Origin of the sequence: Ensifer oleiphilus, from assembly GCF_013371465.1 — a bacterium.
Taxonomy (GTDB): Bacteria; Pseudomonadota; Alphaproteobacteria; order Rhizobiales; family Rhizobiaceae; genus Ensifer; species Ensifer oleiphilus.
This window is the reverse complement of sequence record NZ_JABWDU010000003.1, coordinates 662197-682648: the sequence shown is the minus strand read 5'-3', so window position 1 is coordinate 682648 and position 20452 is coordinate 662197. Positions and strand designations below refer to the sequence as shown.

17 protein-coding genes and 1 pseudogene are annotated in these 20452 nt (G+C 62.0%); 6 read left to right on the top strand and 12 right to left on the bottom strand.

What is annotated here, in order from left to right:
• Window positions 1–3 precede the first annotated feature (3 nt).
• From HT585_RS15680 to HT585_RS15665, 4 genes and pseudogenes are all read left to right on the top strand, one after another.
• Complete coding sequence (locus tag HT585_RS15680; RefSeq protein ID WP_176353799.1) at window positions 4–525, top strand: RNA polymerase sigma factor; 522 nt, start codon at window positions 4–6, stop codon at window positions 523–525.
• A 150-nt stretch (window positions 526–675) separates the two neighbouring features.
• Window positions 676–780 (top strand): annotated as a pseudogene (locus HT585_RS32260) (FecR/PupR family sigma factor regulator); the annotation flags it as partial.
• A gap of 117 nt (window positions 781–897) precedes the next feature.
• A complete protein-coding gene (locus HT585_RS15670; RefSeq protein ID WP_176353298.1) occupies window positions 898–1614 on the top strand; it encodes a FecR domain-containing protein in 717 nt (238 codons plus the stop codon).
• Window positions 1615–1798: 184 nt separating this feature from the next.
• Window positions 1799–4042 (top strand): TonB-dependent receptor, encoded by a 2244-nt coding sequence (locus HT585_RS15665; protein ID WP_246707697.1) that lies wholly within the window; start codon window positions 1799–1801, stop codon window positions 4040–4042.
• Window positions 4043–4140: 98 nt separating this feature from the next.
• Here HT585_RS15665 and HT585_RS15660 read toward each other — a convergent pair whose 3' ends face one another.
• From HT585_RS15660 to HT585_RS15650, 3 genes are all read right to left on the bottom strand, one after another.
• A complete protein-coding gene (locus HT585_RS15660) occupies window positions 4141–4437 on the bottom strand; it encodes a DUF6894 family protein (protein ID WP_176353798.1) in 297 nt (98 codons plus the stop codon).
• 223 nt (window positions 4438–4660) lie between these two features.
• Entirely contained in the window at window positions 4661–4969 is a 309-nt protein-coding gene (locus tag HT585_RS15655) for a putative quinol monooxygenase (protein ID WP_176353797.1), read from the bottom strand.
• A gap of 216 nt (window positions 4970–5185) precedes the next feature.
• Window positions 5186–6199 (bottom strand): zinc-binding alcohol dehydrogenase family protein, encoded by a 1014-nt coding sequence (locus HT585_RS15650; protein WP_176353796.1) that lies wholly within the window; start codon window positions 6197–6199, stop codon window positions 5186–5188.
• A 100-nt stretch (window positions 6200–6299) separates the two neighbouring features.
• Between HT585_RS15650 and HT585_RS15645 the strand changes: the two genes are divergently transcribed.
• Window positions 6300–6653 (top strand): winged helix-turn-helix transcriptional regulator, encoded by a 354-nt coding sequence (locus tag HT585_RS15645; RefSeq protein ID WP_077501117.1) that lies wholly within the window; start codon window positions 6300–6302, stop codon window positions 6651–6653.
• 56 nt (window positions 6654–6709) lie between these two features.
• On the opposite strand, the gene chrA is transcribed toward HT585_RS15645, so the two are convergent.
• The 9 genes from chrA to HT585_RS15600 form a co-directional block, all read right to left on the bottom strand.
• Entirely contained in the window at window positions 6710–8116 is a 1407-nt protein-coding gene (chrA, locus tag HT585_RS15640) for a chromate efflux transporter (RefSeq protein WP_176353795.1), read from the bottom strand.
• Between the two features lies 1 nt (window position 8117).
• Window positions 8118–8939, bottom strand: a complete 822-nt coding sequence (locus HT585_RS15635; RefSeq protein WP_176353794.1) for a chromate resistance protein ChrB domain-containing protein — start codon at window positions 8937–8939, stop codon at window positions 8118–8120.
• A 209-nt stretch (window positions 8940–9148) separates the two neighbouring features.
• Window positions 9149–12385 carry an efflux RND transporter permease subunit gene (locus tag HT585_RS15630; protein ID WP_176353793.1) on the bottom strand — a complete coding sequence of 1079 codons (3237 nt, stop codon included), beginning with the start codon at window positions 12383–12385 and terminating at the stop codon, window positions 9149–9151.
• 2 nt (window positions 12386–12387) lie between these two features.
• On the bottom strand, window positions 12388–13443 hold the full coding sequence (locus tag HT585_RS15625; protein WP_246707765.1) for an efflux RND transporter periplasmic adaptor subunit: 1056 nt from the start codon (window positions 13441–13443) through the stop codon (window positions 12388–12390).
• Window positions 13444–13745: 302 nt separating this feature from the next.
• Complete coding sequence (locus tag HT585_RS15620; protein ID WP_176353791.1) at window positions 13746–15632, bottom strand: bifunctional sugar phosphate isomerase/epimerase/4-hydroxyphenylpyruvate dioxygenase family protein; 1887 nt, start codon at window positions 15630–15632, stop codon at window positions 13746–13748.
• Between the two features lie 25 nt (window positions 15633–15657).
• Window positions 15658–16518, bottom strand: coding sequence for a shikimate dehydrogenase (locus tag HT585_RS15615; protein ID WP_176353790.1), 861 nt, complete (start codon window positions 16516–16518; stop codon window positions 15658–15660).
• A gap of 62 nt (window positions 16519–16580) precedes the next feature.
• Window positions 16581–17597 carry a TRAP transporter substrate-binding protein gene (locus HT585_RS15610; RefSeq protein ID WP_176353789.1) on the bottom strand — a complete coding sequence of 339 codons (1017 nt, stop codon included), beginning with the start codon at window positions 17595–17597 and terminating at the stop codon, window positions 16581–16583.
• 66 nt (window positions 17598–17663) lie between these two features.
• Window positions 17664–18944, bottom strand: coding sequence for a TRAP transporter large permease (locus HT585_RS15605; protein WP_176353788.1), 1281 nt, complete (start codon window positions 18942–18944; stop codon window positions 17664–17666).
• Between the two features lie 10 nt (window positions 18945–18954).
• Window positions 18955–19518, bottom strand: a complete 564-nt coding sequence (locus HT585_RS15600; protein ID WP_176353787.1) for a TRAP transporter small permease — start codon at window positions 19516–19518, stop codon at window positions 18955–18957.
• Window positions 19519–19797: 279 nt separating this feature from the next.
• Between HT585_RS15600 and HT585_RS15595 the strand changes: the two genes are divergently transcribed.
• On the top strand, window positions 19798–20436 hold the full coding sequence (locus tag HT585_RS15595) for a TetR/AcrR family transcriptional regulator (RefSeq protein ID WP_077501126.1): 639 nt from the start codon (window positions 19798–19800) through the stop codon (window positions 20434–20436).
• Window positions 20437–20452: the final 16 nt, after the last annotated feature.

The window sequence follows — 20452 nt, the reverse complement described above, 5'->3', positions numbered from 1 at the left end:
CCCATGACGACCGAGACCCAATCCGAAACGCGCGTCGATATCTTTCTTGCCCACCGTCCGGCGCTCATCGCCTATGCGGTTCGCCTGCTCGGTTCGCGCGATGCTGCCGAAGATATCGTCCAGGATGCGTTTGTTCGGTTCCTGCCCTCCAGCACCCGATCGGTTTCGAAGGGCCAGCTCCTCGCCTACCTCTACCGCACGGTCAGGAATCTTTCGCTCGACGTCTTGAGGCGCCGAAAGTTGGCCGCGATCGGTCATCAGGACGATGTGCCGTTCTGGTCGGTTCCCGCCGACGTGCCGACGCCGGAGCAATCGACTTTACTGTGCGACGACATCAGCCGGATCTCGCAGATCCTCTCGGAACTGCCGGTTGAAGCGAGGGTAGCCGTCGAGATGCATCGCTTCGGCGGCTACACGCTTGAGGAAGTCGCAGCGCATCTCGGCATCTCCACCGCCAGCGCGCATCGCTACGTCACCGCGGCGATGATGAAGATTGCCACGGCACTTCTGGTCAACGCGACTTAAAGTGGTCGCTCCCTGAGAAAAAGAAGCGCGTCATTCGTCTTTGTCAAAAGAGGGATTGTTCGGGTAGAAGTGCCTCTGAAGAGGCCAGACCGGCGTAGGATATCATTGACCCAAGATCAGCAAATCGCAGCTGTTACCCTGGAAGAAGCCATGGACTGGTTACTGCGGTTGAAGGCCGAGCCCAGTTGTCCCGACCTGGCCGCCGACTTCCAGCGCTGGTTGCATCGCTCTGATGATCATCGGCGGGCATGGGAGTATGCGCTTCGGACGTGGCAGCTTATGGGAGAAGTCGCTCCGGTGCATGAGCAACTATGGGCGCACGCGCCATGCGCCAATGTCGTTCCCATAAACCGGCGCCGTTGGCGCCGTCCCGTGATAGCCTCCGTCGCTGCCATTGCCGCCACTTTGTTCCTCGTCCTTGCAGCACCGTCGCTGCTGATCCGCCTTCAGGCGGACCACATCACCGCCACCGGCCAGAATGCCAGGGTGGCGCTGGAGGATGGAACAGTGATCGAGCTTGGTGGCGACAGTGCCATCAAGACCGAAATGACGACCGGCGGACGCCATGTCACCCTGCTTTCCGGCGAAGCGTTTTTCGATGTCGCACATAATCCGGCGCGTCCTTTCACGGTGGAGGCTGGAGGGGTCAAGGTCTTGGTCGTCGGCACCGCGTTCGACGTCCGGCTTGCGGGCGAAGAAACGACCGTCGAGCTGGAAAGAGGCGTCGTGCAGGTGTCGGTCGGGGAATCCAGGAAAACGCCGGACTTTCGGCTGCTTCCAGGCGAAATGGCGGTCGTGAACAGGAGCGACGGTGCCGTTACCCGCAACACCATCGAGCCCGATCAGGTCGCCGCCTGGCGCAGCGGACGGATCTTCGTCAAGGATGCTTCCATCGGCGCGGTCGCCGAACAGCTTCAGCGCTATCACTCGGCCTGGATCGCTGTGCCCGACCGAAAGCTCGCCGGTCTCAAGGTCACCGGTCTCTACGATCTTCACGATCCGGACAGTGCTCTGAAGGCGCTGGTCGAGCCCTATGGCGGCCGCGTGCGGACATTTTTGACCTATGGCCGGCTGCTGACGCACTACTGAAAATCCTGACAAAAAGATTCAATTTATCTGAGAAAAAAGATGGCGGTCCTCGTCTTTGTTGGAAAGCGCTCGGCAACGGGGCGTAGTTCAAGGAGATGAGAGTACGATGTGCATATCGCAAGGCCGCAAGGGATCCCGTCGTTTGAAGTGGGGCGACGCCGGCGGGCGTCCGATGGGACGGCTGATGGCAACGACGGCAATGGCGATCTGCCTGGCCTCGACGCTGAATTGGCCGAGCCCAGCCCTTGCGCAGGATGCAGCGGGACAAGTGAGCGCTGCACGCAGCTTCAACGTGCCGGCCCAACCGCTTGCCGATGCGCTGAACGCCTTCGGCCGGCAATCGGGCCTGCAGGTGACGCTCGCCGCTTCGGTCTCGCGCGGCGTCATATCCAAGGCCGTTGTCGGTTCCTACGCGCCGGAGGAGGCGCTTGCACTGTTGCTTTCGGGCACGGGTATTGAACATCGCATCTCGGGCGGGCGGACGGCTGTCATCGGGACAGGGGCGACCGGCAGCGGTGGCGCAATGGCGCCGGCCGACGGCTCTACGGCGCTTGATCCGATCTCGGTTTTCGGGAACGCAACCGGGGTCGGTGAAATCGTCATCAGCCAGAAGGATCTCGAACTGCGCAATCCAGCGACGATCGCCGACGTCTTTCGTGGCGAGCCCGGGATCTCGGTTGGAAGCTCGCTGCCGATGTCACAGAAGGTCTATGTTCACGGCATCGAGGAAACCAATCTCGCCGTTACCATGGATGGCGGCCGCCAGAACAACAAGGTCTTCCATCACAACGGCACGAACTTGATCGATCCGAGCCTGCTGAAGGCCGTGCGCGTCGACGCCGGCATCGCGCCCGCGGATGCGGGACCGGGCGCACTCGGCGGCGCCATTGCCTATGAGACGAAAGACGCGCGCGACCTGCTCGACGGCGACGGATATGGCGGCTTCGTCAGTTCCAGCGACAACTTCAACGGCAAGGTCTTCCAGACCGGGCTTTCGGCCTACGGCATGCAGGAAGGGCTCGAATTTCTCGGCTATTTCAACTTCGCCAAGGGTGACGAGTTCAAAGCTGGAAACGGCAACATCGTTGAAGGCACCAGTACCGACCTTTTGAGCGGGCTTGGCAAGGTCGCCTACGAGTTTGAGAGCGGTGACCGCTTCGAGATCAGCCACGAACGTGTCTACGATGACGCTCCACGCCCGTTCCGCGCCAATACCGGTTTCATCAGCGGCCGCCCGCCGTGGGAACCGCGCGTGCGCGACTATACGCTCGACCGGCAGAACACGGTCTTTTCCTACACCGACAGCACGCCCGAGGGCTGGTGGGATCCGACTGTGGTGCTGGCCTACAGCTCGACGCGGCTCGAAATCCCGATCTATCCGCGGCCTGTGGCGCCAAGCACGGTATCCGTTCCCTATCCCGGTGCTGGCGAAACCGGCACCTTCAACGGCAAGTTCGAGAACAAGTTCAGCTTCGATCTCGGCAGCATCACGGCCGGTGTCGATTTCTATAACGACAAGGCGGAACTCGAAGATCCGTCCGACGCCTCGACCGAGCGCGCCCGCAATGTGGGCATCTATGCGCAGGCGCGGCTGGAACCATGGGAACGTACCCGTCTTTCCTTCGGTGTTCGCGGCGACCAACAATGGTTCATCGGCACCACGGATGAGAAGTGGGACAACGCCGGTTTCAGCGGCAATGTTTCCGGCGAGTATGACCTGATCGAGGACCTTCTGACGGCCAAGGCAGGCTATTCGCGCGTCTGGGCCGGCGTTCCGCTTGCCGAAAACTTCATCATGAATCCGCGGTGGAATTATGGGGGCGGACCGGACACAAGCAGCGCCAGCAATTACGCCTTCGGCCTTGTCGCCAAGCATGAAGGCTTCACTTTGGAGGGCAGCCTTTTTCGCACCGATATCGACAACGCGCGCACGGCGAAATACGCGGTCGCAAGGGCAATCGAGAACCATGACGTGCGCTCGAAGGGCTTCGAGCTTGGCGCCGGCTATGACTGGGGTGACGGATACTTCAAGGTCAAGTACGCCAACATCGATGTTTCGATCGACGGCAAGCCGGCCGACTCCGACACCGGGATCTATCTGGCAGCGCCTGCCGGCCAGTTCATCACACTGGTGGCAGCGCATAGCTTCATCGATTGGGGCGTCACCGTCGGCGGCGATGTCGAGATCGCGCTCGACAATGATGATGTTGCGGTCGGGACCCCAACGCTCGAATCCTACAAGGTGTTCAATACCTTCGTCGAGTATCAGCCGCCGAGTCACAGCAATCTGACGCTGCGTGCCGAAATCAAGAACGTCTTTGACGAAACCTATTCGGAGCGTGCCACCTACGGCCAGGAATTCGGCACCGTCACGCCGCTCTACGAGCCTGGCCGCTCCTTCATCCTGAGCGCCAAGGCGACATTCTGAAATGGTATCAAAGGAAGAGGCATCACCGATGCCTCTTCCTCTTTGCCGGTAGTTTGCCCCAGCCGCTTGTCTAATGTGTTCGTACTGAAATTTTCACATTACAATTTACTGAAATCAATTCGCATTTCTGCCCAGGCATGCTCGAACCTTGATCGCGCGATCAGCCAGGGGGGCATGGCCCTGGAAGCCGTCAGCCTTGCCAGCAAGCGGCCCTCGGCATTCTCCACCGCGACGATGACGCCGCGGTAGTCATCCTCTTCGGCGATCTCGTCCGCAATCAGGCGGCCATGTTCAACTGCCTGACTGTCATCGGGAAGCAACGTGCCGACGCTGTCGCGGCTTGTGGCACCTGCCAGGTGGATGTGGAAAAGATAGCGTTGCATGATCTCACTCAAACCATACGGCGATTGACGAAAAACACTCGCGCCGCTTCGGGTATGGTTGTGGTAGCACGCCTCTTCTCCCTTTGCGCGTGACCGATGCGTGACACGCCTTTATGGGCCATCCGAACGCTCGCGCACGGGCAATCACTGCGGTGCTCGCCAGGTTGATGGCGAAGGCGGAAACATCCTGCCACCAGAATGGCAAGGCGCATCTCGCAGAACGAAAGCCCCGATTTCAGGTTGAAAGCTGGTCGAGAAAAACCAGTTGCAGCGGGCAGGCAATTAGATTGTCGACCGTCGCAGCGAAGGCTCGGAAATGTGGGGTCTGAAAGTGGGCGTCGAGTGCGGCGCGGCTCGTGAAGGCCTCGCGCATGTAGAACGTTCCCGGCGCGTCCTGCATTTCGAACAGGACATAGTCAAGGCAGCCGGGTTCTTTGCGGGTCGGCTCGACCAGGGCAAGCAGCCCGTCACGCAATGCGTCTCGGCTGCCGGACCGGGCTGTCAGGATTGCCAGAGAAACGAGCTTCTCCGTTGATTGTATCATCATTGTTTTCCTTGGATGACGGGCGAAGGGAGGGCGCGGGCAGTTGCATGCCATTGGGGGTTGCCGGGCAGCGCCCGTGTTATACCCGCGACCATCTCGCCGCCGTGTTCTCGGTTGATTTGCTTGCACGCGCCGGCCATGGCCGCCCGGACGGGGCGGCTTTACGGCAGGCGCCACGCTATTGAGGAGGAGACGGGGGCCGTTTCGCCCTCGCGCCTAGAAACCCGAAAGCACGATCTTGCCTTTGGCCTTGCCGGACTCGATCAGTGCGTGCGCGCGCTTGAGGTTTGTCGCATTGATCCTTCCGAAGTCCTCGTTGATCGTGGACTTGATCTTGCCCGCATCGACCAGCTCCGACACGCTGTTCAACAGGGCATTCTGCTTGTCGATGTCGGCGGTCGCAAACAGCGAGCGGGTGAACATCAGCTCCCAGTGCAGCGAGATGCTCTTGCGCTTGAGCGGGAGCGCGTCGAGCTGCCGGGGATCATCGATGAGACCGAAACGGCCCTGGGGCGCGATCAGCTCGACGATCTCAGCGATATGATCGTCGGTGTTGGTCGTCGAGAACACGAAGCCCGGCTGGCCGATCCCGAGGGCTTCGATCTGAGGGCCAATCGGCTGGCGGTGGTCTACGACGTGGTGGGCGCCGAGCGACTTCACCCATTCGACCGTCTCAGGACGCGACGCGGTGGCGATGACCGTGAGGTCGGTCAGCGCCCGCGCGATCTGGATGGCGATCGAGCCGACGCCGCCGGCACCGCCGATGATGACGATCGCATGGGCAGAACCTGGAATCGGGCGGGTGACGTCAAGGCGATCGAACAGCATTTCCCAGGCGGTGATCGACGTCAGAGGCAGAGCTGCCGCGGCGGAAAAATCCAGCGACTTGGGTTTGCGGCCGACGATACGTTCATCGACCAGATGAAACTCGGCATTGGTGCCGGAACGATTGATGGCGCCGGCATAAAAGACCTCGTCGCCCGGCTTGAAGAAGGACGCGTCTGGCCCGACGGCGCTGACAACGCCTGCCGCATCCCAGCCGAGAACCTTCCACTGGCCCGCTTCAGGCGTTGCGGCGCGTCGGATCTTCGTATCGACGGGATTGACCGAGATCGCCTTGACCTCGACGAGGATGTCCCGGCCCGTGGGCTCGGGCCGCGGCAGGTCGATATCGACCAGCGACATCTCGGCTTCGATCGGCTGGGGGACTTGGTAGGCTACGGCTCGCATTGAATGCTCCATCGGTTGAACGCAATCAAGATGCGCACTATGCTGCAAAATCGCAAGAACGCACATATAATGCTCATAGTGTCGAAAAGGGTACCATTGGATGGGACGCACGCGCCACGATCGTTTCGACTGCAGTCCGGGCTGTGCCGTGGAAGCGACACTCAGCCTGATCGACGGCAAATGGAAGGGCGTCGTCCTCTATCATTTGATGTCCGGCACCCTGCGCTTCAACGAAATCCGCCGCAAGCTGCCTAACGTGACCCAGCGCATGCTGACGAACCAGTTGCGCGAACTCGAGGCCGATGGCCTGATCACGCGCACGGTGTTTGCCCAGGTCCCGCCCAGGGTCGACTATGATCTCTCGGAGCGAGGCCGAACGCTGGAGCCGGTCATTCTGGCGCTGAAAGTCTGGGGCGACGCCAACATGCCGTCGGCGGGTAGTGCCGCGGCCTGATGGCAGCGACGTTCCGCTTGGCAGTCGCAGGCTTTCAGGCGCCCGGCGCAAATGCCCTATGCTGCGACAAGCACCCACGCCATGCCGGCCAGCGCCGAGGCGAGCAGCGTCGCGATCACCGAGGCGTTGAAGCGGAAGATCGCCAGTGCCGCCGCCAGCGTCAGCAAGAGTGATGGCAACACCAGTGAGCTTAAAACAGGCACGTCCAGTGCAAGATAGCCAAAGCGCCACGGGGCGACCTGCGAAAACAACGTGTGAAGTCCGAACCAGACCGCAAGATTGAGGATCACCCCGACGACTGCGGCGGTGATGGCCGACATGGCGCCGGTCAGGGCGATGTTGCCCCTCAGCTTCTCGATGAAGGGCGCGCCTAGGAAGATCCAGAGGAAGCAGGGCACGAAGGTCACCCACGTCGTCAACAGCGCGCCGAGCGTTGCGGCCGTCATCGGGTCAAGCGTGCCGGGATCGCGATAGGCGCCCATGAAGCCGACGAACTGGACGACCATGATCAGCGGCCCCGGGGTCGTTTCGGCCATGCCGAGACCGTCGAGCATTTCCCCCGGTCTGAGCCAGCCGTAATACTGTACGGCCTCCTGCGCGACATAGGCGAGCACCGCATAGGCACCGCCGAAGGTCACGACCGCCATCTTGCTGAAGAACCACCCGATCTGGGTAAAGACGTTGGTCGGACCCACGAGTGCAAACAGCAGCGCCAGCGGCACGAGCCACAGGGCGAGAAAAGCGGCCGAGATCTTGAGGGACCAGGCGAGGTTGGGGCGGGCATGGATCGGCACCTGCTCGCCGAGTGCCGAATCCTCATCCTTGAGGATCTGTCCGGTTGCCTTGCCGTGGCCGCCGCCGATGCGAAAGAGCGGCGAGCCCGCGCGTCCGCCGATGTAGCCGACGACGCCGGCTGTCAGGATGATCAGCGGGAAGGGTACGCGGAAGAAGAAGATTGCGACAAAGGCCAAGGCAGCGATGCCGATCATCAGCCTGTTCTTCAGCGCCCGGCCGCCGATGCGGAAAACCGCCTGGATGACGACGGCAAGCACGGCTGCCTTCAACCCGAAGAACAGTCCTTCGATCAGGCTGACGTTTCCGAATGCGGCGTAGACGTAGCTAAGGCCAAGGATGGCCAGGAAGCCCGGCAAGACGAACAGGATGCCGGCGACAAGACCGCCTGCGGTGCGATGCATGAGCCAGCCGATATAGATTGCCAGCTGCTGTGCCTCAGGCCCGGGCAACAACATGCAGTAATTGAGCGCATGCAGGAAGCGGTGCTCGCCAATCCAGCGCTTCTCATCGACGAGGATGCGATGCATCACCGCGATCTGCCCTGCCGGACCGCCAAAACTCAGAGCCGCGATCCGGACCCAGACCCAGAACGCTTCGGAGAATGAGATGCCGTGGCCATGGGGCACCGACGCCCGGCCGGCGTCGGTAGTGTGCGTGATATCGGTCATTTCATACCCCCTTCTTTGGCGAGGGCCAATTGTGCGTTTCGTCGGTAGCATCGCGGCACCAGCGGTAAAAGGCGTCATAGAGCAGCATGCCTGCCTGCAACTGCTCATGATCGTCCGCATACATGCGCGAGAGGCCGAGCGAAACGGCAAGCAGGCCCGCTGCTTCGGAAGCAAGGTCGAGGCGTGAGGTGTCTGCACCCCGCACGATGGTGGCGAGCCGCAGCATCGGTTCCGTTTCCAGTCCGAACGCCTGCACCATCACGTCGAAGGTGCAGCGGTCGCCCCGATGGCTCCATTGGATCGGGGCGTCGATATCAAACGGCGTGGCGTCGAAACGGTCTGCAACAGCTTCGACTTCCGCCGGCGCCACGAACAGGAAAACGGCGTTCGGATCGACGAAGCGCCGAATAAGCCACGGGCAGGCGATGCGGTCGATTTTCGGGCGTGCACGCGTAACCCAGAGCGTGTGGCCGCTTGCCTGGTGTTTCGGCATGGCGGAGACGGGCACAGCCGGATAGGCCGCCTCGGACCAGGCCTCAAAGCCGCCCTCCAGGACATCGGCTGGAATCCCCATATGCCGCAGCCAGGCGGCGACCCCATGGCTCAACTTCTTGCCGCGCAGGCAGACGATGACAGCGGACCGCCCGGCAAAATCGCTGCCCCAGTCCTGAACAAGCCGATAGTCACGCCGGAGCGATCCGGGGATCAGACGCGGATCGGCGTCGAAATCCTCGTCGGTCCTGACATCGATGAGCACAGGACATTTGGGCGTGCCGATGAGGCGGGCAAGTTTGTCGGGGGAAATTTCAAGAAGTGACGGCATGACGCGTCCTCCGTCTGAGCGGTTGAATGGACGCGATACTTCGGCTGTCGCCTCGTGGGGTGATCGCAACCCCATGTCGGATTATTGCCGCCGTTTCGCACAGGCTGTCAAGTCGCGGCTCTGCGCCTGCCGGAGCGATGGCCGCCGTCTTGCCTGCGGCCACACCGCATAATGTGCTTCTGTAAAACAGATGTGACGACGTGCTCGAGCTAAGGGCTATGTTGCTCGGCGGCGGCGCGAGGGGCATCCTCGCCAGCCTCTGCGGCAGCGGGCGTGGCTGCGGCATCGGTCTTTGCCGCTGTTTCATGGACGCCGCCCGTGGTTGAAAGCCCGGCAAGCCTGTGGCCACGTTCGCGCAACCATTGAAACGCCACGTAAAGGGCCGGGATGATGAAAATCCCGATCAGTGAGGCCGCAAGCATGCCGCCAGCGACCCCGGTGCCGACGGCTCGCCGGCTCAGCATGCCGGCCCCTTCCGCCGTCACCAGGGGAATGAGCCCGACGATAAAGGCGAAGCTCGTCATCATCACCGCGCGGAAGCGGGCGCGTGCGCCCTCGACCGCCGCCTCGACGATGCCGGCACCTTTCTCGCGATGGAACTTGGCGAACTCGACGATCAGGATCGCGTTCTTGGAGGCGAGCGCGATCAGCACGACGAGGCCGATCTGGGCGTAGATGTCGAATGACAGGCCGGCGATAAGGATCGAAACGAGGGCGCCGGCGACGCCAACCGTCACCGACAAGAGGACGGGGATCGGGATCGTCCAGCTTTCGTAGAGCGCGACCAGGAACAGATAGGCAAACAGGACCGCCAGCGCCAGGATGGCCGTCGTCTGTCCCGCCGCTTCAAGTTCCTGCAAGGCGGTTCCGGTCCACTCGTAGCTGTAGCCGGGGGGCAGCGTCGTGGCCGACAGCGCCTCCATCGCGGCAAGCGCCTCACCGGAGGACACGCCGGGCGCCGGCTGACCATTCAGCGTGATCGAGCGGTAGTTGTTGTACCTGACGATCGACTGCGGACCGATGACATAGTCGACGCGTGCGACGGAGGCGACGGGCACCATGCCGCCGGACGCATTGCGCACGTGCAGGCGGGCGATGTCGTCGACGGATGCGCGGTCGGCCTGGGCCGCCTGCATGTTGACCTTCCAGCTGCGCCCGAAGAGGTTGAAGTCGTTGACGTAGAAGGATCCGAGCGTGCCCTGCAGGGTAGTAAAGAGATCGCTCACCGAGACCCCGAGCGCCTGCAGGCGATCCCGGTCGAGATCGAGATAAAGCTGGGGCGCGCTTGCCGAATAGGTGGTGAAGGTGGGGCCGAGAAGCGGGCTCTGGTTTGCCGCGATGATCAGGCCGCCGGCCGTTGCCGCCAGCTCCGCCGGCGATCGGCCCTGCAGGTCCAGCAATTGGTATTCGAAGCCCGAACCGGTGCCCAGGCCCATGATCGGCGGCAGGTTGAAGGCAAAAATCTGCGCGCCGCGGATCGCCGTACCTTTGGCCATGGTCGTTGCGACCGCCGCGTCGACGGAACTCGCCTTACTGGTGCGCTCGGCAAACGGCTTCATCGTGACGATGGCAAAGGCGCTGTTCGATTTGGACAGGCCGTCGAGGAAGCTGTAGCCGGTGACGGTTATGACGTCGGCGACGCCATCGATACCGCCGAGAATTTTCTCGACGTCGCGCACGACCGCGTCGGTACGGTTGTAGGATGCGCCTTCAGGAAGTCTGATCTCGGTGAAATAGGCGCCCTGATCTTCGCTTGGAAGGAAGCCTGTGGGAACGACGCGGAAAAGCCAGCCGCTGGCGCCGATCGCAACAGCCAGGAGGAGAAGGCCGAGGACCGCCCGACGGGCGATATGCCCGGCGACATGGACATAGCCATCGCGCCCGCTGTCGATCCCCCGCGAGATCCAGCCGAGGATGCCACGCTTGGGCCCATGATGCGGCTTCAGGAGAATGGAGCAGAGAGCCGGGCTCAGGGTCAGCGCGTTGATCGCTGAGATCACCATCGACACGGATACGGCCACCGCGAATTGCTGAAACAGTTGTCCGCTCAATCCGGGAATGAAGGCGACCGGCACGAATACCGAAAGAAGCACGAGCGTGATGGCGACGATCGCCCCGGTGATCTCACCCATGGCGAGGCGCGCCGCCTCGGGTGCCTGCATGCCGGGGTTTTCCTCCATCACGCGCTCGATGTTCTCGACGACCACGATCGCATCGTCGACGACGATGCCGATCGCCAGAACCATCGCCAGCAGCGATACCGTGTTGAGCGAGAAGCCCATGGCGAGGATGACCGCGAAGGTGCCGATCAGCGCTACCGGCACGGCGACGAGCGGGATCAATGTCGCCCTGACATTGCCGAGGAACAAGAAGACGACGATGATGACGAGCACGAAGGCTTCGAGCAGCGTATGTACGACATTCTCCACACTCGCCTCGACGAACTGGGTCGTGTCGTAGGAGATCGAGTAGGTCAGACCCTCGGGAAACGACTGGGAAAGCCGCTCCATCGCCTGCTTTACGCCTTCGGCGGCGGCGAGCGCATTGGCCCCCGGCGCCTGATACGTACCAATCATCGCCACCGGCTTGCCGTTGAAGCGGGCGCTCGAGTCCGAACTCGCTGCGCCCAACTCGACTTTGGCGATATCACGAATACGCACGAACGACCCGTCCGGCTCGGCCCTCAAAACCACGTTCTCGAACTGGGAAGGATCGGTCAGCCGGCCCTGGGTCGTCAGATTGAGCTGAAACAGCGGGTCGTCGGTCATCGGCTGCGCGCCGATCCGGCCGATGGCGGCCTGGACGTTCTGTGCCTTCAAGGCGTTGATCACATCGGTCGGCGTCAGGCCGAGATTGGTCAGCCGGTCGATGTCGAGCACGATGCGCATGGCGTAGTCTTGTGCACCGAACAGCGAGGCGTCGCCGACACCCGGCACCCGCTTGACGGTGTCGAGCAGGTTGATCGTCGCGTAGTTTGACAGGAACAGCGAATCGAAATTGCTGCCATCCTTGCCGTAGATGGTGATTACCTGCATCAGGGCGGACGATTTCTTGCGCACGCTGACGCCGGTCTGCTTGACCTCCGCAGGCAGCCCCGCTTCGGCTAGCGACACGCGGTTCTGCACGTTGACGGTGGCGATGTCGGGGTCGGTGCCGACGGCAAAGGTGACGGTCAGCGAATAGGAACCGTCCGCACCGCTCGTCGATTTCATGTAGAGCATGTCATCGACGCCGACGATCTTGCTCTCGATCGGCTGGGCGACAGTGGTTTCGACCACCTCGGCGCCGGCGCCGGGATAGTTTGCGGTCACGCTCACCTGGGGCGGCACGATGTCTGGAAACTGCGCGATCGGCAGCCGGGTAAGCGCGATCAGGCCGGCGAGAGTCAATACGATCGAGATGACGGCGGCAAAGCGCGGACGATCGATGAAGATTTCAGAGATCATGCTCAGCCACCCGTCGCCGCTGCTGCGTCAACGACGATGCCCGGCCTGACCTTGCCGACCCCCTCGGTGATGACGTTTTCGCCTTCCTTCAATCCCTTGCTCACGACCGAGAGTCCGCGAGCCGAGCGGGCAACGTCGATGCGGCGCAATTCGACCTTCGAGGCGGCATCGACCACCATGACGAAGGCACCCTGCTGATCACGCTGCACGGCCTGCTCAGGGACTGCCAAGACATCCTGCTTGTCGGACTGTTCGAGTGTGACCCGCACCAGCGTCCCGTCGAGCAACAGCGCGTTGGGGTTGTCGAACTGCGCGCGAACGGTCACCGTGTCGGTTCCCTGCGCGACGTTGCTGCCGATGAAATCGATCGTGCCCTTCAGTGGATACTCGGTGCCATTTGGCAACGTCAGACCGACATTGGCGCCACCAGGTGTCATCCCCTTGAGCACGCGTTCTCGATAGGTCAGCAGCAGCGACGTGGAGACCGGAAACTCCACATAGATCGGGTCAAGCTTCGTCAAGGTGACGAGCGGACCGGTATCCGGGCCGACCAGCGCACCGACATCGGCAGAGCTCAGGCCCAGTACGCCGTCGAAGGGTGCGGTAATCTTGGTGTAGGAGAGGTTGAGATCTGCGCTCTGCTTGCTGCCCTGCAGCTTCACAAGCTCAGCTTCCGCCTTCTTGACTTCGGCATTGGCGGTATCGACCTTGGCCTGCGAGATCGTATTGGTCGCGATCAGTTGCTGGGCTCTGTCCCGTTCGAGGACTGCGAGATCCCGCTGTGCCTCGGCTGCCTCGATCGATCCCTCGATCTCCTGCACGGCCGCACGATAGGCGCCATCCTCGACCTGATAGAGCTGAGTCCCGGCCGTTACCTTCTGCCCCTCCTTGAAATTGACTGCCTCAAGGAAGCCGGCGACGCGGGCGCGAATATCGACCTTCTGGGTTGCGACGATCCGACCCGTCAGATCGACGCTTTCGCGCAGGTCCACGATCCGTGCGGGCGCGACGACCACAGCCGGCGCCTGCTGCGCGTAGGCAGCCGGTGCGCAGAACATGAACGCGAGAAGGACGAAAAAGGCAGAGAAGGCGGCTTTCGGCACGGTCATGCGACACCCTTTCGGCAATATAGCCAGGTTCAGTCCCACGGAGTCTGCTCAACCCGCACAGTAGTGACGAATACTCTGCCTTTGAAGCGTAAATCGCCCTTCCGTAACTGTTACATCGGCTTTCGAAGGAAAGTTACGCGATCCATCAACCCTGCGTGCGGCCCGATCGGAATGTCGTGCTGCCTGGTAACGGGCGTTGCGGCGCCGTGACCTGTCCATTGGGTAATCCGGGACATGCGCATGCCAGATGCTTAAGCGCTTGGCATGCCGGCCGGCTTAAGGAACTTGCGCAGCGCCGCGATGCGGAAGATCGCATTCGCCGCGCCATAGCCGCGGTATCCGCGCCGCTCGACGATCTCGAAGAAGAAGCCGCCGGAGAATGTCGGGCTGTAGAGCTGGAAATACTCGCCGTTTTCGTCTCTGTCGTAGAGGATGTTTTTTGCCTTCAGCTTTTCGGTGAAAAGCGGATCGAGCCCGAAGCGGGCTTCCAGGTCGTCGTAGTAATTGGGTGAGATCGCCAGCGAGACGAAGCCGCCCGCGGCAAGCGCGTCTGCCGTTGCGAAGATGTCGTCCGTCGTGAAGGCCAGGTGCTGGATGCCGGAGCCGAAGGTCTCGGCGATGAAGCGGCCGGCCAGCGTGTTGCGGTTCTCGGCACCGTTCATCGTGATGCGCAGGGAACCGGAGCCGTTTTCCACCACCTGGCTGCGCACGATGCCGGAGGGATCGATGATGTCGACAAGCGGGGTCTTATGGGCCTCCAGCAGCGAGGTATAGAACAGCAGCCACGTCAGCAGTTCGTCGTAGTGCATTGTCTGGGCGATGTGGTCGATAGAAAGCAGCCCGGCGGATATCGCGATAGGGTCTTCGATCTGCTCGAACTCGATGTCCCATATTCTCCCGAGGTCGCTGTTGCGATCAAGGAAGTAGAGGATGCCGCCGCCGACGCCGTGAACAGCGGGCATCTCGATCTCTCCCTCATCCACCGGCTGGACGAAGGTCTCGGCGCCGAGCGCTAGCGCCCGTCGATGCGCGGCGCGCGCGTCGTCCACGAGAAGCCCCATCGCATAGGCGGACGTACCGTGCACGAGATAGGACGAGTTGGCAAAACCGCGGCTTTCCGTGTTGATCACCAGCCGGATATCTCCCTGCTGGAAGACGTTGACGCTTTTCGTCTTGTGGCGTGCAGCCTTGCGGAAACCGAGGGTGCGGATCAGTGCCTCGAGGTGCGGCGCCTCGTCTTCGTCGATGGTGAATTCGATGAAGGCGATGCCCTCCACGCCCGATCTCGCCGGCATGTCGGGAACGGGAAGCGCGATATCCGGCTCAGCCCGCCGAACCTGATCGCCGAGATAAAGCAGCGAGCGCTGGCCGTCGATCGAGATCGCCGTTGCCGAGCCGCCGCGAAACTGATCGTTGAAGATCTCGAGCGAAAGGTAGTCGTCATATCCGGTGGCAGCCACCGCCCGCATGAACTCCAGAACGGGCAGGTCGCCTTCCCCAGGCATGTTGCGGAAATGCCGGCTCCAATAGAGCAGATCCATGTCGATCAGCGGCGCATCCGCCAGCTGGATGATGAAGATCTTCTCCTTGGGTATGGAGCGGATGGAATTGACATCGATCTTGCGTGCGAGCGTGTGAAAACTGTCGAGAATGAGGCCCACGTTGGGGTGATCGGCGCGGCGCACCACCTCCCAGGCGTCGCGGTGGTCGTTGATGTGGCGCCCCCAGGCGAGGGCTTCGTAGCCGACGCGCAAGCCCCGTCTGGCCGCCCGTTCGCCCAGCTCGCGAAAATCGGCCGCCGCCCGGTCGAGACCGCCGAGTGCTGCGGGAGAAACGTTGGAGCAGACGAGCACCAGATCCGTTCCCATCTCCTGCATCAGGTCGAACTTACGTTCCGCCCGGTCGAACGTTCGGCTTCTGAGAGGCTCCGGCATGCCCTCGAAATCGCGGAACGGCTGAAACAGAGATATTTCCAGGCCATGGTCGCGCACCATCCGGCCGACCTGGCGCGGGCTTTCATCGAAAACGAGAAAATCGTTCTCGAAGATCTCGACGCCGTCGAAGCCAGCCTTGGCGATCGCCTCCAGCTTGCTGCGCAGGTCGCCGCTGAGCGAGACGGTGGCGATCGACGTCTTCATGCGCGTCTCCTTCGTTGTTATGCCATCAGGCGGTCAGGGCGTTGAAATGGGCAAGCATGCGCGTCGCATCCGGCTCTCGCCCGGTAAACAGCCGAAACGCGCCGACCGCCTGGAACACTGCCATACCGCCGCCGTCGAGGGTGCTGCAGCCACGCTGCCGGGCTTCGGCCAGAAGGGCTGTCTCCAGCGGGAAGTAGACGACTTCCGCCACCCAGTGGCGCGCCTCGATCAGGTCGGCCGGAAGCGGCAAACCGGGGTACTTTGCCATGCCGGTCGGTGTCGCATGGATGAGGCCGTCGGCTGCCTGCATCGCCGATGCAAGGTCCGTGGCTGCGGCAATGTTGGCCTGCGGAAAGAGAGCCGACATGCTGGATGCCAGCGTTTCGGCGCGCTCCATCTCCCGGTCGAAAACAGTCAGCGACGTGAGTCCCATCGAAAGGATGGCGTAGGCGGTTGCAACGCCGGCGCCGCCGGCGCCAAGCTGGACGGCGTGCGACAGGGCCGCGTCGGGCAGGCCTCGGCGAAAGCTCTCGGCGAAACCCCAGCAGTCGGTGTTGTGACCGATACGGCGGCCTGCCTGAAATACCACCGTGTTGACCGCGCCGAGATCGCGGGCCTCGTCCGACAGTTCGTCGAGGAACGGCATGACCAGCTGCTTGCACGGATGGGTGATGTTAAGCCCGCAAAGCCCCCGCCGTTCCGCCTCGTCAAGCAATTGCGGCAGATCCTCAGGGCCGGCGCCACGCTGGGAGAGGTCGATCAGCTCGTATTCATAGGCAAGCCCCTGTGCCGCACCTTCGCGCATGTGCATGGCCGGCGTGAGCGAGGCTTGGATGCCCGCGCCGATCAATCCGGCTTTCAACGGTTTGAGAAGGGTCTCGGTCATCTCGACGGCTTTCATTATGGGATGGGTTGCCGGCCCGCCGTCACAGCGGGCCGGCTGCAGGCTTACTGGCCGCGAAGCGCCTGAAGCTCCTTGAAGAGCGCCGCGACCGTATCGGGGCCGATCTCGGCGCTGAACTTCTCGATCATCGGCTTGACCGCATCGCGCAGCTTCTGGGTCTCTTCCGGCGAGAGCTCGCTGACTTCCATGCCGGTCGCCTTGATGTCGGCGATCGCCTTGGCGTCGAACTCGCGCGATGCCTTGCGCTGATAATCGCGGGCTTCGGTCGCCGATGCCTGCAGCACCGCCTTTTCCTCGTCGTTGAGGCCGTCCCAGAACTTCTTGCTGACGAGAACGATCTGCGGATTATACTGGTGACGGGTCACCGTCATATACTTCTGCACCTCGTAGAATTTGGCGTTGAGAATGTTTGCGGCCGGGTTTTCCTGGCCGTCGACCGTGCCGGTTTCAAGCGCGGTATAAAGCTCGGTATAGGGCAGTGGCACCGCATTGGCGCCGAGATTGTTGAACAGTTCGATCGGGATCGGCGACTGGATGGTGCGGATCTTCAGGCCCTTGATGTCTTCGAGCTTGGTAACAGGATGGCGATTGTTGGTAAGGTTGCGGAAACCCAGCTCCCAATAACCGAGCCCGACGAGCCCGGTAGCGGGCAAGAGCTCGGCCAGGCTGGTGCCGAAGGGGCCGTCCATCACCTTGTCGGCCTCTTCGCCATTGTTGAACAGGAAAGGCAAGTCGACGGCGCCGAACTGCTTGACGTTGCTGGCAAGGATGCCGGCGTTCAGGACCGTCATTTCGATGACGCCGCCCTGCAGCGCCGAGACGGTCTGGACGTCACCGCCAAGCACGCCGCCCGGGAAGAGTTTGACATCGATCTTGCCACCGCTCTTATCTTTCACCAATTCGGCGAATTTCTCCATGCCCATGACCTGGGGATGGCCCTTGTTGTTGGCGGCGGCGAATTTGAGCTGCTGTTCGCGGATCTCGGCGAGCGCCGGGCTTGCTGCCATAAGCGCCACCGGTATTGCAACACCGAGCGCCATTTTCATCAGTCTGTTGAACATATTTCCCTCCCAGATTTGGCCGGTTTCTCCCTCCGGCCGGTTGAATTTTGCATATGTCTTCGGTGCCTACCGCGCAAACCAGGAGGCCGGCACGGTCACCAGTTGCGGGAACAGCACGAATAGGAAAAGCACGATCAGTTCGGCGATCAGGAACGGCATGACGCCCTTCATCAGATCTTCCATCTTCAATTTCGAAACGCCGCAGATGACGTTGAGAACGGTGCCGACGGGTGGAGTGATCAGGCCGATCGAGTTGTTGATGATGAACAGCACACCGAAATAGACCGGATCGATGCCCGCCTGCTTGATGATCGGCATCAGCACCGGCGTCATGATCAGGATGGTCGGGGTCATGTCCATGGCGGTGCCGACGACGACGACGAGTGCCATGATCGCCAGCAGAAGCAGCATCTGGTTGTCCATCAGCGGCTCGACCAGGGCTGCGAGATCGCCGGGAACATCGGCAACGGTGATCAGCCAGGCCGAGACCGCCGAGCAGGCAACAAGGAACATGACGATCGACGTGATCTTAGCCGCGGCCACGAAGACGTGAAAAAGCTTGGCCGGCGGCAGTTCGCGGTAGATGACCATCGACACGAACAGCGAATAGACGGCCGCGACGACGCCGGCTTCCGTCGGCGTGAACACGCCGAATTTCAAGCCGACGATGATGATGACAGGCAGGAACAGCGCCCACAGGCTGTCGATGAAGGTCTTCATCCTGACAGCGCCGCTCTGGCGCGGCGGCAGCTGGTGCTGCTCCTTGCGCGATACGATCATCCAGGTCACGCAGAGGGCGGCGGCAATCATCAGGCCGGGGAAGATGCCGGCCAGGAACAGCTTGGTGATCGAGACGCCACCGACGACGCCGTAGAGGATGAAGCCGATAGAGGGTGGAATGATCGGACCGATGACGGATGCCGATGCCAATAGTCCGCCGGCGCGAGCCGGGTCGTGGCCGGATTTCAGCATCATCGGCAGCAGCAGCGCGCCGAGCGCTGCGGCGTCGGCTACGGCCGAGCCCGAGAGGCTCGCCAGGATGCAGGCGGCGAAGATGGCAACGAAACCGAGCCCGCCACGGATGTGGCCGACCATCGCCATCGCCAGATTGACGATGCGTCGCGACAGCCCGCCGGTGTTCATCACTTCGCCAGCGAGCATGAAGAAGGGCACAGCCATCAGCGGAAAACTGTCGGCGCCGTTCAGCACGTTCTGGGCAACGATCTGGGCGTCGTAGAGGCCGAGATACATCATCAGCGCGACGCCGGTGATGATGAGCGCGAAGGCGATCGGCACGCCGAGCGCCATCGGGCCAAGCAGAGCGCCGAGGAAAATCGTTACGGTCATCGGTCTCTCCTCAGGGCTTGGCGGCGGGGTGTGCGAGCGAAGGCGCAGGGTGGTCGTCGAGGGTGATCTGTTCCTCGCTGTCGCGCACGAACTCGGCCGTCGCCACATCGATGCGGCCGGTCAGAACGCAGAACATGTCCCAGAGGATGATCAGAAAGGCGGGAATGCCGAAGGCAAGGCCTGCGCCGTAGAAGAAGCCCATGGAAATGCCGGTGGCGGGGGCGGCGACATGCAGGTTGATCAGGGTCTGGGTCCAGCTGCCACTGATCATCAGCCAGGTCGCGCCCAGCATCAGTGCCTGGCCTGAGAGGATGGCGACCTTCGCGCCGTTCGGCGGCAATCGCCGCAAAAGCGAGTCAACGCCGAGATGGGCATGCTCCCGCATGGCAATGACGGCGCCGAGAAAGGTCAGCCAGATGAAGAAGATGCGCGACAGCTCCTCGGAATATGTGATGCCGGTATTGAAGGCGTAGCGCAGCACGACATTGCCGAAGACCAGCACGACCATGCCCGCAAGCAGAAGCGCGATGGCGACCTTCAACAGCAGGAAGCAGAATTCGATTATCCTCACCATTTCGCTCCTCCCAAGGCGATCAACCGCGTCTTGCGGCCTGTGACGTCCGTCATCGGTCAGGACATCCAAGTGTGCAAGGCTGACATGCCGATCTCTCCTCCAAGCGACCGAATGCCATTTCAAAATGTACTAACTAGTTCGAATGTCAAGCGGCATGCCTTGAAAGAAGTGGGCAAGCCCAATATGACTTGGGGCGGGACGCGGAGTGGAGCCGTGGCCAAAGCGCGACGGCTATGGGCATTTCGCGTTGAGATTCAAAGGTGGAGGATGCGGCGGGGCATGGCGGCGCGAGCAGAGAACGGACGCAAGAACGATCCACAGCGCACGAAGGAGGACATCCTCATTGTCGCGACGGACGAGTTCGCGACCCATGGTCTGGCCGGAGCCCGCGTCGACGCGATCGCGGAAAAGACCCGGACCTCCAAGCGGATGATCTATTATTATTTCGAGAGCAAGGAGGGGCTCTATCTCTCGGTGCTCGAGCGGTCCTACCGCAAGATCCGCACCCTGGAGGCCGATCTGCAACTGTCGAGCCTTGCCCCCGAGGCGGCGCTGCGCACCCTCATTTCAACGACCTTCGACCACGATCAGGCCAATCCGGAATTCGTGCGGCTGGTCAGCATCGAAAACATCCATCATGCCGCTCACATGATGCGCTCGGAGGCGATCCGCGATCTCAATGTCTCGGTGATCGAGACCATCGCCGGCATTCTGGAACGCGGCGTTGCCGAAGGGGTCTTCCAGCGCACGGCCGATCCGATCGACGTGCATATGCTGATCAGCGCCTTCTGCTTCTTCCGCGTCTCCAACCGCTACACGTTCGGCACCATCTTTCGGCGCGACCTTTCCGAGCCGGAGACGATGCAGCGGCACAAGGGGCTGATCGCCGACGCCGTGCTGAGTTACCTTAAGAGCTAGAGACGAAGCTGCCAGA